Annotated in this window: 6 protein-coding genes; 5 read left to right on the top strand and 1 reads right to left on the bottom strand. The window is 56.8% G+C overall.

The features are described from left to right. The first annotated feature begins 4 nt into the window (after positions 1-4). The 5 genes from A7983_RS10775 to A7983_RS10755 all read left to right on the top strand — a co-directional run bounded on the left by A7983_RS10775 (position 5) and on the right by A7983_RS10755 (position 14655). Complete coding sequence (locus A7983_RS10775) at positions 5-1324, top strand: efflux RND transporter periplasmic adaptor subunit (protein WP_167354032.1); 1320 nt, start codon at positions 5-7, stop codon at positions 1322-1324. Continuing rightward, entirely contained in the window at positions 1321-3426 is a 2106-nt protein-coding gene (locus A7983_RS10770; RefSeq protein ID WP_005971032.1) for an HlyD family efflux transporter periplasmic adaptor subunit, read from the top strand. The genes A7983_RS10775 and A7983_RS10770 overlap by 4 nt, the downstream gene beginning before the upstream one ends. 293 nt (positions 3427-3719) lie before the next feature. Next, the gene (locus A7983_RS10765) at positions 3720-4484 is read left to right on the top strand and encodes a phage tail protein (protein WP_237028214.1); all 765 of its coding nucleotides are present in this window, start codon (positions 3720-3722) and stop codon (positions 4482-4484) included. 416 nt (positions 4485-4900) lie between these two features. After that, a complete protein-coding gene (locus A7983_RS10760; protein WP_069704159.1) occupies positions 4901-13045 on the top strand; it encodes a putative Ig domain-containing protein in 8145 nt (2714 codons plus the stop codon). Positions 13046-13146: 101 nt separating this feature from the next. Then, a complete protein-coding gene (locus tag A7983_RS10755) occupies positions 13147-14655 on the top strand; it encodes a TolC family protein (RefSeq protein ID WP_005971038.1) in 1509 nt (502 codons plus the stop codon). A gap of 80 nt (positions 14656-14735) precedes the next feature. On the opposite strand, the gene dhbA is transcribed toward A7983_RS10755, so the two are convergent. Next, positions 14736-15521 (bottom strand): 2,3-dihydro-2,3-dihydroxybenzoate dehydrogenase, encoded by a 786-nt coding sequence (gene dhbA / locus A7983_RS10750; RefSeq protein WP_039479089.1) that lies wholly within the window; start codon positions 15519-15521, stop codon positions 14736-14738. Positions 15522-15549: the final 28 nt, after the last annotated feature.

Below are 15549 nucleotides of genomic sequence, written 5' to 3'. Positions count from 1 at the left end.
CACTATGCCAACGTCTGCCAGCACCGCCACGTTTGCCCGTTTCCTTGACGTTGAACGGCAAGCGCGGGCAGCCAACAGCACCGAAGAGCTGGCTTACTGCATCGTCAACGACAGCCAGCCGCTGTTCGGTTTTCGCCATGCCGCCTTGATCATCAATGGTCGAGTGCGCGCCGTAACCGGCGTCACCCAACCCGCGCCCCATGCGCCCTTTGTCGCTTTTGTTGAACGTGCCTGCACCCAGTTGTCATCTGCCGATGAGCAAACGTTGGCCCAATGTACAGTGATTGAAGCCTCACAGCTTGATGAACAAAGCCGTAAAGATTGGCAGGCGCTGTCTGCCCCAGAGGCACTATGGTCGCCCCTCGACGATCGTCAGGGGAAACCCTTCGGTGCCATTTGGTATGCACGAGAACAGCCGTGGCAGAGTACCGATCAGGTGCTGGCGGAACAACTCAGCGGCGCTTTTAGCCACGCCTGGCTGGCACTCGAACCGCAAACGACCCTCTGGCGTCGCCGACAGGCTCGATGGAAGATCGCCGTGCCTGTGCTGCTACTGCTCGCTTGTCTGTTTATTCCGGTGCGCCAGTCCGTGTTGGCACCCGCCGAAGTTATTCCTCATCAAGGCCGTGTCGTCGCCGCCCCGCTGGACGGCGTGATCCAATCTTTCACCGTGTTACCGAACCAGAGTGTGCGTCAAGGGGAGGTGTTGGTTCGCTTTGACAGTACAAGCCTGAAAGCCCAGGCGGATGTGGCCGAACGTGCGCTGAATGTCGCCGAAGCGGAACACCGTGCGAGTTCCCAACGCGCGTTTCAGGATGCAGACTCCAAAGCGCGGCTCGACTTTCTCGCTGCTCAGGTGGCACAAAAACGAGCGGAACGCGATTACGCCAATGCCTTGCTGAGTCGTTCAGAGGTCCGTGCCGAACGGGATGGCATTGCGGTGTTCGCCGACGCCACACGCTGGATGGGTAAGCCGGTACGCACCGGCGAACGTTTGATGGAGTTAGCAGACCCCGCACTCACCGCGTTACGCATCGAGTTGGACGTGGGCGACGCCATCCGGTTGCAGCAAGAGGCACCCATTACCCTGTTTTTGGACAGTGATCCACTGACGCCGCACGCCGCATTGTTAGAACGTATCGCCTATGAGTCTGAACTGACGCCAGCCGGCAATCTGGCCTATCGTCTGGATGCACGCTTTACTGACACACCACCACGTATCGGCCTGCGCGGCACGGCAAAAATTTCCGGCGACTATGTTCCCCTTGCCGTTTATCTGTTCCGTCGACCGCTGGCAGTGATCCGTCAGGCAATTGGGCTATGAATCCGCAACTGCCTCCCCTACGCGCCGATCTTCAATTGGCAGAATCAGCCCCTGGCATCAACGGAGCCCCGCAGTGGGTGCTGTCCGATCCGATAACCGGACGTTATTTTACCCTGACCCCCTCGGCTATCCGCCTGCTGCGTCATTGGTCGTTGCGCCAGCCACAGCAAATCCTGGCTGCCGCCAACAGTGAGCCTGGCCTGCCACTGCGAGTGAAAGAGTTGGAGCAACTGATGCAGTTCCTGCGCCAGCACGATCTGGTCGCAGCAAGCGATCCTGAACAACGTCAGCGCTATCTGGGCAAAGCCCAGGCGATGCGCACCAGCTTGTGGAAAAGCGTGCTGCACCAGTATCTGTTTTTCCGTATTCCTTTGTGGCGACCCGATCCGGTACTCAACCGCTGCTGGCCGTGGCTACAGCGCTATGGTGCGCCCTTTCTGATCTGGATATTTCCATTAATCCTGCTGCTGGGTTTATTTTTGGTCAGTCGAGACTGGGTACGTTACACCCATTCGTTTCCGCATCTGTTCAGCCTGTCTGGCATGGCTGTGTTCGGTATATCTCTGGTATTCGCCAAATTTATCCATGAACTAGGCCACGCCTTTATGGCGAAACGAGCAGGCTGCCGCGTGCAAAGCATGGGCGTTGCCTTTATCGTATTATTTCCCTTGTTTTATACTGACACCACCGATGCCTGGAAACTGAAGGATCGTCAGGCGCGTTTGCTGATCGGCGCAGGCGGCATTCTGGCCGAACTGATGTTGGCGGTGATTGCGCTCTTGGTCTGGGCATTACTGCCCGATGGCCCGGCACGCACGGCGGCGTTTATGCTTTCCAGCGCGACGTGGCTGACCACGCTGGTCGTCAACCTTAACCCCTTGATGCGCTTCGATGGCTACTTTTTACTGAGCGATTTCTGGCGAGTAGAAAACTTGCAAGAACGTGCCTATGCGCTCTGCCGCTGGCGGTTGCGGGAAAGTCTGTTTGGTCATGGTCACCCAGCGCCGGAAAACTTATCCCCATCGCTGCAGCGCAAACTGCTGGTGTGGGGTTATGCCTCCTGGATATGGCGCTTTTTCCTGTTCTTTGGCATCGCGCTGGTGGTTTACCACTTTTTTATCAAGGTAATCGGCATTGGGTTAATGCTGGTTGAGATCGTTTGGTTTATCGCGCTTCCGATAGTGAAAGAAGCTTATGCCTGGTGGTCAATGCGTAAATCAATACACCCTACCGCTTTTTTGCGCAGTGCACTGATCTGCCTGACGCTATTGTTGATTCTGCTCTATCCGTGGGGTGGCAGTATCCGCATTCCCGCCGTGTTAGAGGCGGACAAGGTCAGTACCCTTTACAGTCCGGTACCAGCACAGGTTAATCAGCTACACGTCACCGATGGTCAGCGGGTTAATACCGGGGACATTCTGCTGGAGCTGACCTCGGTCGATCTGGATTACCGCCTCAATATTGAGCGTCAACGCATCGCCCAATTACAACAGCAGCGACAACGTGGAGCTGCACGACAAGAAACCGCCAGCGAAATCCAGGTTATGGATCGGCAGTTAGCGGAGGCGTTAGCACGTTATCGTGGGTTAGCAGCACAGCGTCAACGCCTGACGATTCGGGCGCCGCAAACGGGCATGGTACGCGATCTGGCACGTGACATGACGGCAGGGCGCTGGCTAACGGCGGATACGCCATTACTTCGGGTGGTGGAACCCGCACAAGGCCGAGTGGTTGGCTATATCCCCGAGGAATCACTCAGGCGCACTCAAGAAGGCATGCACGGCGTCTTCCTTGCCGATGATCCCGCGTTTCCCCGTCTGGACGTCACGCTTCATGAGATCGCTCCCACAGGCAGCGCTTATCTACAACAAGAGATGCTCGCTTCCGATCGCCACGGCCCGATTGCCGTGCGGCGCGATAACGAACGTAATCCGCAGCCAGTACAAGCACAATACCGCGTGCAGTTCACCCTGTCCTCTCAGGCGCAGTTACCACAACAGCCTCTGCGCGGTAGCGTAGTCGTGGCGGGAGAGAAAGAATCACTACTGGGTGCGGTCTGGCGTCGCGTCGCCGCCTTAGGCATCCGCGAAAGCGGTTTTTGATCGACCCTAATCCCTCTGTTTGACCCTAATCAACCCTTGCGGGCAATACTTCACCTTTAAGCCCGCAGCCAACCTATTTCCCCTCATCAGCCTATTTACTGTGAAGCGGTATTTTTCAAAATATTGCTATTTTTTTCTGCCGGTAACCAACAAAAAGTCGCGCTTAAGCTATGGTTCATAAGTGACTAAAAAATAAGTCAATATGATAACAACAAAATAATAAGACAGCTAATCAACACGCTCTTTACCCGAGTAAAACCAACAAAAAAACAGTCATTCTATCAAGGGGATTCATGATGAAGTTAACTAAACGATTCTATGCCAAGTCTGCCCTTGCGGCATCGTTGGCCGTTATGATGTTTCATGCAGAAGACGCCTCCGCCTGTGCAGGCGATGAACCCTATATCGGCTCGGTATGTTATATGGTCACCAGTTACTGTCCGAGCGGTTATCTGCCCGCAGCAGGGCAATCACTCTCGATCAACGGCTATCAGGCACTCTATTCGTTGATCGGCAATTTATGGGGCGGCTCGCAGCAAACCGGCAATTTTACGTTGCCCGACCTGCGCGGTAGAAGCCTCGTTGGCTCAGGGCAAGGTGCGGGGCTCAGCCTGATAACACGCGGCCAATCGCTGGGTGCCGAAACCGCCACTCTAGCGGCAAGCAATATCGCACCTCACACCCACCCCACCACGCAATCACTCACCAACACCTTTAATGTGCTAGTGCCTGCCACCACGGGCAATCTCAATGTTACGGCCGCGCTACCGCTCGCCGCTGCTACGCCCGCTACGGGCGGTGCCACGCCGACGGCAGGTGCAAACTTCCTGACGGCGATCAGTGCCACCGTACCGGTCGGTGCAGCAACTCAGAATGCCAGCTTTAAAGGGCCGTATCAGGCAGCCAAACCGGGCAGCGGATCGACGTTGCCCGCCGATGTGACCGTGACGGGGGTAGCCAGCTTACCGTCGTTCACCGTCAAAGTGCCGGAAACCGTGGTGGGTAATAATACCGGGGGGGAATGCCATTCTCGGTGCGCGATCCCGCGATGGGGTTGACCGCCTGTATTGCCGTGCAAGGTATCTACCCAATCAATCCAAACTAGCCGGGTTTTGACATGCTGATTTTTTGAAAAATTAAGCGTGCCGGGAATTCTCCCGGCACTTTCCTTATTCAAGGACTTAAATATTAATATCATCGAGTTACGGATTAATTATCGTAAGAAAATTTCACCATTAAAAATATGAATTCTGAAAACAAAAAAAATCAATAGAGATTTGTCTTACTTTTAGGAAATTTATATTCACAAGTTTTAATATTTCACTTAAATTTACATTAAGACAACAGAACAATCATGTAGCAATTATTTGTTTTACATTTAGTACTACATGGGGTTTTCCGTCTCCCAGCAATGCAAATCCGGCTGTTATCCGATAAACAGCGTTGCACCAAAATGATGACCGGGAGTAAACCTATGCTTTGGCGCCTTCTCACACAAACAGGCAAAACCCGCAACCGTGCCGCTACGACGAGTGCAGCCTTGCCGCAACCACTCGGATACGCACTGGAAGCACGTATGATGTTTGATGGCGCCGTCGCGGCCACCGTCACACAGGCCGATGCTACACAAAACGCTAGCGAGGCCGCACAGCCCGCAAACGCAGCCAAGGATGACTCCCAGACCCACAACAACAATCAGACCGATAATGGGCAAGGCGATCATGCGGTGACCCAAGATAACGGCACTAGCGATGTCGCCGTGGCTGGTGAAGGTTCGCGCAAAGAAGTGGTGTTTATTGATACCTCATTAACCGATTACCAAACTCTGGTGGACAATGTACCGTCAGGCGTAGAAGTGATATTGCTGGATGGCAGCAAAGATGGTCTGAGCCAACTGACTGAATGGGCAAAAACTCACAGCGGCTATGACGCAATTCATGTACTTAGCCACGGTGGTGAGGGCGAACTGCAACTGGGTTCGTTAACGCTGGACAGCAAGACGGCCGACGCACGCGCCGCCGATTTAGCCACGCTGGGCGCAGCGCTGACGGAATCAGGAGATTTACTGCTTTACGGCTGCGAAGTTGCCCAGGATTCTGGGCAAAGCTTTGTCTCTCTGCTGGGGCAGATCACTGGCGCGGATATCGCTGCCTCAACCGACAACACCGGCTTGGGTGGCAACTGGGAACTCGAAGTACAGACCGGCGCGATTGAAGCCGCCACGCTACAGATGGACAGCTACCAGCATACCCTGCACGTCAACGATACTGAGGTGACACTGTGGATCGATGGTTTAGATTATAGCACCAACCCAGTGGGGCCGGGCAGCGAAGTATTCCTGGATTTAAGGGATGCAGCCAGTTCCGAATGGTACATTGATATCGACCCGGCCACCTCGACCATCACCATGACCATACTCAACGGTCAGGGGCCGTTTGTGGGGCTTGAGTCGTTTGACCTGGTGTTCAATAACCTCACTAACGGTACATTGCTCGCTATCACGTCGATCACCAAAGATAACAGCGCAACCACCAGTGTGGCGGAGCTTTCAGCCAGCGTTATCGGCACCGACAAAACCATTACCTTTCATATCGACAAAGACGGTACAAAAGGCGATGGGGTTTTAGTGTGGCACTTCACGTCGACCAATCTTGGCGGTAGCAGTGATACCCTACCAAGCGTCAGCGGTAGCGGCACCAATCCGACCTACACCGAAAACGGTGCCGCCGTCGGCTTATTCACTGGTATTACCGCCGATACCAACGACAGTGGACAAACCTTTACCGGCGCCACCTTTACCGTAACCAACGTAGCAGACAGTACCGAATACCTGAATATCAATGGCGTCAAGGTATCACTGATCAATGGCAATAGCGTCTCGCTCGGCAGCGGTTACGGTTCAGCCAGTGTCTCCCTCAGCGCTGGCACGGCCACCATCAGCCTAAGCGGAGCAACGCTGAGCAATGCCGATATGGGCACCTTGCTATCTGGCATGACCTACGGCAACAGCAGCGAGAATCCCCATACCACCGCGCGGGTCGTGACCCTGACTCAGGTCACCGATTCTGGTGCCAGCAACAACAGCTACAGCCCCGGCAATATCACCAGCACCGTGGCCGTGGTTGCGGTCAACGATGCACCGACAGATATCACGCTCTCATCAAGCAGCTTCGGCCAATCGATCGGCAGCAACGGCACGGTCGGTACGCTGACAGCCACGGATGTCGATTCCACCACCTTTACTTACTCGTTGGTCAGCGGCGTCGGCAGCACCGATAACGCCCGCTTCACGCTGGTCGGCAACTCACTACGTGCGGTGGATGCCGCTGCCATGGCGGCAGGCACCTACTCCATTCGTCTACAGGTTTCCGACGGTAGCGATACCTATGAAAAAACCTTTACGCTGACGGTGGTAGATAACGTCGCGCCAACCTTTGATATCGCCCCCGCGGTGTCGAATGCCACCAGCAGCGGATTCGACCTCAGCAGCAGCCTTAACGAAGCAGGCAGCATCTATTATGTGGTGCTGCCAGACGGTGCCACCGCGCCGAGCGCCACCCAAATCGTCAACGGGCAGAACGCTGCGGGCAGTCTGGCATTCGCCTCAGGCAGTACCATCGTCAACAGTGCGCCCTACAGCCGCACCTTTACCCTGACTGGCCTGGCGGCGGCAACGGCGTACGATGTGTATATGGTCGCCAAAGACAGCGCAGGCAATCTGACCGCCAGCGTGGTCAAACTCGATGCCACCACCACCGCACCGAGTCAGGCACCGACCCTGAGCGCCAGCGCCAGTAACCCGGTGTTTATCAGCGGAATGGCGGGCGCTATCGACCTGTTCAGCAACGTCAGCGCTAATACCAACGACAGCGGTCAGACGTTCTCCGGCCTGACACTCACCGTCAGCAACGTGAGCGACGGCGGCGAGTTTATCAATATTGCGGGCAAGAACATCAGTCTGGCGACCAACAACAGCGGCTCGCTCGACGGTATCGGTAACTATAGCGTGACGCGCGCCGGTAACCTCGTCACCGTGCAACTGAGTGCCATGAGTGCCAACGCCAGTCAGGTCGCGGGGTTAGTGGATGGCATGCGCTACGGCAACAGCAGCAGCACCGTCACCACCGCCACGCGTGACGTGACACTCAGCAGTATCAGAGACAGCGGCAGCAGCAATAACACAGCAGCACTCAACATCAAGGCGTCGGTCAACGTACAGAATAGCAATGGTGCCTTGTACGTCACGTCCGGAGCCGATACCGGCGTTGATGCGGTATTCGGCAGTTCACTGGCAGAGGATATGAGTGACGGCGGCGGTTTGAGCCTGCGTGAAGCGCTGCACTGGGCCAACGTCACGGCGGGCATCGATCGCATTGTGTTCCAAACCGACGTTACGCTAAACAGTAGTATTCTGTCACCAACGCAAACCCTGCTGATCGACGGGCAGAGTTTTACCTTGAATGGCGGCGGCTATTCAGGTTTTCAGATTATGGCATCAACGATGACCTTTGCTATCCAGAACCTGACGTTAACCGATTTTACAACGTCTGATAACATGGATTCTGGCGGCGTGCTGGGCATTAGCGGCTTCGCGACGGATGTTAACTTCCGTCTCTACAATGTCACGATGTCAGGAAACACCGACAACGGCTGGGGCAACGGACTGATCGACCTCTACAATCTCAATGTGGGCACCTACATCGTCGATCTGGATCGGGTCAATATTCACGACAACATCCTGTCTGGCTCCGGGTCTGTCGATGGAGTTATTAAGCTTTACGTGTCCGGCACCCAACAGACCGTCTCACTGTCGCTCACCAATTCGGCCATCTATAACAACAAAGAACCTGGAGGTACCGTGAACCAATACGGTGCCGCCGCCCTCCATGTGATTGCCAATTCGTCCAACCCGACCGCGACCAACATCAGCCTGATGAATGTCACCTTCACCGGGCAGGATGCGGGCATCGTGTTTGAATTTATCAACAACACCACCCGGTGGACAGCCTCCGTACATAACAGCGTCATTGCGGGCAATACCCTGGATCTCGTCACGTACAACAACGGCTCCACCGGGACCTACACCCTGAACGGCGCCAATAATATTATTGGCGGCAGCGTCAATCTGGTTTCGGCAACCGATCCGCGTCTGGCGGTCAACGCCAGCAATGCCATTAATCAGGGCGATCGTTTTTATGTGACTGGCGACACAGATGTTCGCGGCATGGATCGTGTGCGGCAGAACAGCGTTGATATCGGAGCCTATGAGTCACAGTTTGCATCTGGCGTTAGCCCGCAGTTGGATTTGAATGGCGCGGGGAGCGGCACGGATTATGCGGCGACCGTATCGACGCCGCTGAATAACGGCGTCGCCATTAGTGACGCGTTAGCAAGCCTGATCCAAACAGATGGCGATACGCGTATCTGGACATTGAACCTTTCTCTGGCGGGCGCCATCGATGGCAGTGGCGAGAACCTCACGTTATCGCGTGAAGCACTGTTAGCCGCACATGCTGCGGGAATTAACGTGTCCGGCAACGGTAGCCAGACAGTGACGCTGACTGGCGGTGCCACAACGGAAGCCTTCCAGACCGCGCTGCGCGCGATAGTGTATGTTAATGCTGCGGTCGCGCCGACCGGTGGTGTGCGCACCATTACCGTCACCGCGAACGACGATGCCAGCCGCAGTGCGACTTCAACGCTGACGGTGGTGGTCAACAATCCGCCGGTGGTGGCGACGCCCATCCCCGCACAAAGTGTCGTACAGGATGACAGCCTGAGTTTCACCGTGCCTGCGGGCACCTTTACCGATGCAGATGTCGGCGATACGCTCACCCTGAGCGCCACCCTGAGCGATGGGTCGCCGCTGCCAGGCTGGCTGAGTTTCGATCCGGCGACCGGCACCTTCTCCGGCACCCCGGCCAATGGTGATGTCGGCAGCCTGAGCATCAAAGTCACCGCTACCGACGGCAGCAATGCCGCGATCAGCACCAGCTTTAGCCTGACGGTCACCAACGTCAACGATGCGCCTGTCGTCGCCACACCGATCCCCGCACAAAGTGTCGCACAGGATGACAGCCTGAGTTTCACCGTGCCTGCGGGCACCTTTACCGATGCAGATGTCGGCGATACGCTCACCCTGAGCGCCACCCTGAGCGATGGGTCGCCGCTGCCAGGCTGGCTGAGTTTCGATCCGGCGACCGGCACCTTTTCCGGTACCCCGGCCAATAGTCATGTCGGCAGCCTGAGCATCAAAGTCACCGCTACCGACGGCAGCAATGCCGCGATCAGCACCAGCTTTAGCCTGACAGTCACCAACGTCAACGATGCACCGGTGGTCTCTGCCACCATTCCGGCACAAAGCGTGGCGCAGGATGGCAGCCTGAATTTCACCGTTCCGGCGGGCACCTTTAGCGATCCCGATGGCGATACCCTGACATTGACGGCCACGCTGGCGAATGGCTCACCGCTGCCGAGCTGGCTGACGTTTAATCCCGCTACCCGCACCTTCTCCGGTACGCCGGGCAATGGCGATGTGGGTAGCCTGAGCATCAAAGTGACAGCTAATGACGGTGATGCCTCGGTCAGTACCAGTTTTAGCCTGACCGTTACCAATGTTAACGACGCACCGGTGGTGTCCGCTACCATTCCGGCGCAAAGCGTGGCACAGGATAGCGCGCTGAGTTACACCGTTCCCGCTGGAACCTTTACCGATCCCGATGGTGATACCCTGACATTTACCGCTACCCTGGCGAATGGCACCGCATTGCCCAGTTGGCTGACCTTTAATGCCGCTACCCGCACCTTCTCCGGTATCCCGGCCAATGGTGATGTCGGCAGCCTGAGCATCAAGGTGACCGCTAACGATGGTAATGCGTCAGTCAGTACTACCTTTAGCCTAACCGTTACCAACGTTAATGATGCGCCGGAGGTAGGCACCCCGATCCCGCCACAAACCGTGGCACAGGATGGTGGGTTCAACTTTACCATGCCTGCGGGCACCTTTAGCGATCCGGATGGCGACACCCTGACGCTCAGTGCCACCCTCGCCGACGGCTCACCACTGCCGAGCTGGCTGAGCTTTAATCCCGCCACCGGCACCTTTACGGGGACGCCAAGCGGCAGCGATATCGGCATCTTAAGCATCAAGGTCACTGCTAACGATGGCGATGCCTCAGTGAGCACCACCTTCAATCTGACCGTGACTGATGTCAATCATGCGCCAGTGGTCGCGACACCGATACCGGCGCAAAGCGTGGCGCAGGATGGTAGCCTGAGTTTCACTGTGCCTGCTGGCACCTTTACTGACCCCGATGGCGATACCCTGACATTGAGCGCCACGCTGGCGAATGGCTCACCGCTGCCTAGCTGGCTGAGCTTTAATCCCGCCACCCGCACCTTCTCAGGCACGCCGGGCAACACCGATGTCGGCGATCTGACGATCAAGATCACCGCCAACGACGGTGATGCCTCGGTCAGCACCACTTTCAGCCTGACCGTCACTAACGTTAACGATGCCCCCGTGGTCTCCGGCACCATTCCGCCGCAGAGCGTGGCACAAGGTGGCAGCCTGAACTTCACCGTCCCAGCAGGCACCTTTAGCGATCCCGATGGCGATACGCTAACCCTGAGCGCTACACGGGCAGACGGTTCGCCGCTGCCAAGTTGGTTGACCTTTAACACGACCACCGGCACCTTCTCTGGTACACCGGGCAACGCCGATGTCGGCAATCTGACGATAAAGATCACCGCCAACGACGGTGATGCCTCAGTCAGCACCACCTTTAGCCTGACGGTCACCAACATCAACGATGCACCGGTGGTCTCAGCCACCATTCCCGCGCAAAACGTGGCGCAGGGTGGTGGCTTTAACTTTACCGTACCGACAGGCACCTTTAGCGATCCGGATGGGGATACCCTGACGCTCAGTGCCACACGGGCAGACGGGTCACCGCTGCCGAGCTGGCTGCACTTCGATCCCACCATCGGCACCTTCTCCGGCACGCCGGGCAATGGCGATGTCGGGATGCTGGTGATCAGGGTAACGGCCACGGACGGCAGCAGCACATCCGTCAGTACCAGCTTTGGCCTGACGGTAACCAATGTTAACGATGCGCCAGTGGTGTCCACCCCAATCCCACCGCAAAGCGTGGCACAGGATGGTGGCTTTAACTTTACCGTACCCGCAGGCACATTTACTGACCCGGATGGCGATACTCTGACGCTCAGTGCTACACGGGCAGACGGTTCACCGCTGCCGAGCTGGCTGCACTTCGATCCCACTATCGGTACCTTCTCCGGCACGCCGGGCAATGGCGATGTGGGTACGTTGGTGATCCGGGTAACGGCCACCGACGGCAGCAACACCTCAATTAGCACCAGCTTTGGCTTGACGGTCACTAACGTCAACGATGCCCCGGTAGTATCCACCCCTATTCCACCGCAAAGCGTGGCACAGGATGGTGGCTTTAACTTTACCGTACCCGCAGGCACGTTTACTGACCCGGATGGCGATACCCTGACACTTAGTGCCACACGGGCAGACGGGTCACCGCTGCCGAGCTGGCTGCGCTTCGATCCCACCATCGGCACCTTCTCCGGCACGCCGGGCAATGGCGATGTGGGTACGTTGGTGATCCGGGTAACGGCCACCGACGACAGCAACACCTCAATTAGCACCAGCTTTGGCCTGACGGTGACCAATGTTAACGATACGCCAGTGGTGTCCACCCCGATCCCGCCGCAAAGCGTAGCGCAGGATGGTAGCCTCAACTTCACCATTCCGAACGGCACCTTTAGCGATCCGGATGGCGACGCCCTGACGCTAAGCGCTACCCTCGCCAACGGGTCACCGCTGCCGAGCTGGCTGCGCTTCGATCCCACTATCGGCACCTTCTCCGGCACGCCGGGCAATGGTGATATCGGTACGTTGGTGATCCGGGTAACGGCCACCGATGGCAGCAGTACGTCCATCAGCACCAGCTTTGGCCTGACGGTAACACGCAGCCTTGTAGGCGGAGATCCGCAGTTCAAAGCCAATGACGGTATCGGCAGAACAGCGTCATCCAGCGATACGCGCCAACTGTCTACGCAGGATGTCACGACAGCACCATCGACGGTGGATAACCTGATTGCCAATCCGTCGCTCGGCAGTTTCACCGTGGGTAACGACGGCGCACCAAGGTCAGTGATGTCTGCCATTTTCGCTACCGGACGCCAGAACACCGAGGGAGGCTCCCTCCCAGTCAGCCAGGTGGCGGGCACTTTCGGACCTGGCGTAGCCAGCGGTATTGGCGTTAATTTTGACAGCACCCTAGGCTCCTTCCCCAGCTTCAGCAAAGATCCCGCGCTAGGCGGCACCTCATCGCTGGCTAGCGCATTCTCGGGGATCTATCTGCCTTCGCTGACGCCAATGGAGGTTTTTTCCGGCGGCAGTTGGAAGGACGTTCCATTCGATGGGGCGAGTAGCGCAATGAATAGCGCCGATGACGGCACTGGGCGTTCCATGGCATTTACGCCCTCGCTGCATCAGCAATTACAACAGATAGGTGATTCGGAACTGCAACGCCTGGCAGCCATTGAGCAAGCATTGCAGGAAAGTGGTCAGCAGCAAGGGTAACCCTGCGCGACAGTGCAGCGATACGCAAGACGATCGCAAGAGCAACCAGAACCATCACAAGAATAACATTAGTAATGATGATAATGACGAGGAGCGGAATCGTGTTAAAGGGTCGGAAACTATTTAGCCTTAGCGCCATCGTGCTAGCCGCCAGCGGCTGTGCCGTGACCACCCAGCCGATCAGCAAGGTCGAAAGCGGGCAGCGCAGCCAGCAGGACCGAATCGCCATGTTCAGCCAGCAGGAGCCGGTCACGGCACCAATCACGCTGTATGATGCTATGGCGCGCGCGCTGAAATACAACCTCGAATCACGCTTAAAGGTGATGGAATATGCGCTGAGCCAGCAACAGGTGGAGCTGGCACGTTACGATATGCTGCCGAAGCTGGCGGCATCGGCGGGCTACGTGGGGCGTAACAATATGAGCGCCTCCAGTAGTCGCAGCGTAGAAACGGGACGCACCTCTCTGGAGCCATCCACCTCACAAGATCGCGACCGCGAGGTGGCCGATCTGACCATGGTGTGGAACGTGCTCGACTTTGGCGTCAGCTACGTTACTGCCCAGCAGAAATCGGATCAACGCTGGATAGCCGAAGAGCGTAAACGCAAGGTGGTGCATACCATCCTGCAAGACGTGCGCTCCGCCTACTGGCGCGCTGTAGCCGCCGAACGCTTGTTGGGGCAGATTGACAGCCTGATCGCCCGTGTTAACGCTGCACGTGACGCGAGCGAACGCATGTCATCGCAGCAGATTGGCGATCCGATTGAAGCACTAAGCTACCGGCGCGCGCTGATCGACGCCACGCGCCAGTTGGAAGAGCAGCGCCGTGCGCTGTCGCTAGCCAAGACGGAGTTGGCAACCTTGATGAATCTGCCGCTGGATACGGCCTACAAGCTCGCGTTGCCACAGAGCGGCGATGAAGTCGTACCGCAATTGAATGTCGATGTAAGGGTGCTGGAAGAGACCGCGCTGGTCAGCCGCCCGGAATTGCGCGAACAGGATTATCAGGTAAGAATTCATGCCGCTGAAACCCGTAAGGCGCTGCTGCGCATGCTACCCGGCGTGGAAATTAGCGCAGGCGGCCACTATGACAGCAACTCCTTCCTGGTTAACAACAGTTGGGCTGACGTCGGCGTGAAAGCGACCTGGAACCTGTTTAACCTGCTATCCGGCCCGGCCGCGCGTAAAGTGGCGCAGGCTAACGAATCCGTGTCGGAAGTACAGCGTCAGGCAATGTCGCTGGCGATTATGGCGCAGCTATACATCGCCCGAGCCAACTTCAATGAGGCACAGCGACAGTATAAAACCAGTGCAGAATTGCGCGATCTCGATACCCAAATCGTCGAACAGCTACGAAACCGCTATAAGGCCAACAGCATCGGCGAATTGCAGTTGATTCAAGGTGAGCTAAACGCCCTCAACGCCAGCCTACGTCAGGATCTGGCCTATGCAGAGCTACGCAATACCTACGGCCAGATATTCTCGACGATCGGACTAGATTTGCTACCGAAATCATTGCCATCCAATAGCCTTGTGGATATCAGCCAGTCACTGCGTCAATCTGACATCAACTGGCAGCAGGGTAAAATCAGTACATTACAATCGTTCTGATAGGCATCGTTGCCGCGTCAGAGAACGCCATTTTTACGCAGTAGAGAGAGGGCAGCCACGCTGCCCTCTCTCTTCGTAAATCAGGCCGTCAGCGTTGCCCCACCATCCACCACCACGTCCTGCATAGTGATGTGGCTGGCTAGATCGGAAGCCAGAAAAACTACGGTATTGCCGATCTCTTCCGGCTGCGCAATCTTACTCAGCGGGATCCCCAGCTTGTACTGGTCAGGAAAGCCCGCGATAGTACGCTGTTCCGCATCGGCGCTGTGCCACATGCCGCGTTGCATCGGCGTATCCGTCGATCCTGGTGACACCACATTACAGCGCACGCCGTAAGGTGCCAGTTCCAACCCGGCACAGTGAGACAGGCTGGTGAGCGCCGCTTTCGAGGCACAGTACGCCGCCATTTGCATACGAGGAACATGTGCGGCATTGGAGCCGACGCAGACAATCGCGCCACGGCGCTGCCGCTTAAAATGCGGCACCAGTGCGTTCAGCAGGTAAAATGTGCCAGAAGCATTGACGTTAAGACACTGGTGCCAGTCATCCACGCTCAGCGTATCGATGTCACCCAGACGCAAAATGCCAGCGGCGTTGACCAGAACGTCGAGCCCCGTTTCAGCCAGTTGCTGGCGACACACGGCTGCCACGCTGTCCGGCTCGCTGATATCCAACGTCACGCAGGAAAATGGGCGATCTTTATCCGGGGAGGCCTGATGTCGGAATTCGCGGTCGAAACCGATCACGCTCGCGCCCAGCGCGACAAACTGGCGGGCAATACTTTCGCCAATGCCGCTCGCCGCACCGGTTACCCAGACGGTTTTCCCGCTGAAATCAAACTGAAGAGGTTGTACCTTATTCATCATTTTCCCTACCACACCATTTCCACGCTGC

This window comes from Pectobacterium wasabiae CFBP 3304 (genome assembly GCF_001742185.1).
Taxonomy (GTDB): domain Bacteria; phylum Pseudomonadota; class Gammaproteobacteria; order Enterobacterales; family Enterobacteriaceae; genus Pectobacterium; species Pectobacterium wasabiae.
Note: the sequence above shows the minus strand (reverse complement) of the source record. Positions and strands in the feature narration are given on the sequence as shown.

Excerpts from the sequence above, each read along its gene's own strand:
- A7983_RS10775 (WP_167354032.1), top strand. The coding sequence starts at position 5 with ATGCCAACGTCTGCCAGCACCGCCACGTTTGCCCGTTTCCTTGACGTT.
- A7983_RS10770 (WP_005971032.1), top strand. The coding sequence starts at position 1,321 with ATGAATCCGCAACTGCCTCCCCTACGCGCCGATCTTCAATTGGCAGAA.
- A7983_RS10765 (WP_237028214.1), top strand. The coding sequence starts at position 3,720 with ATGATGAAGTTAACTAAACGATTCTATGCCAAGTCTGCCCTTGCGGCA.
- A7983_RS10760 (WP_069704159.1), top strand. The coding sequence starts at position 4,901 with ATGCTTTGGCGCCTTCTCACACAAACAGGCAAAACCCGCAACCGTGCC.
- dhbA (WP_039479089.1), bottom strand. The coding sequence starts at position 15,521 with ATGATGAATAAGGTACAACCTCTTCAGTTTGATTTCAGCGGGAAAACC.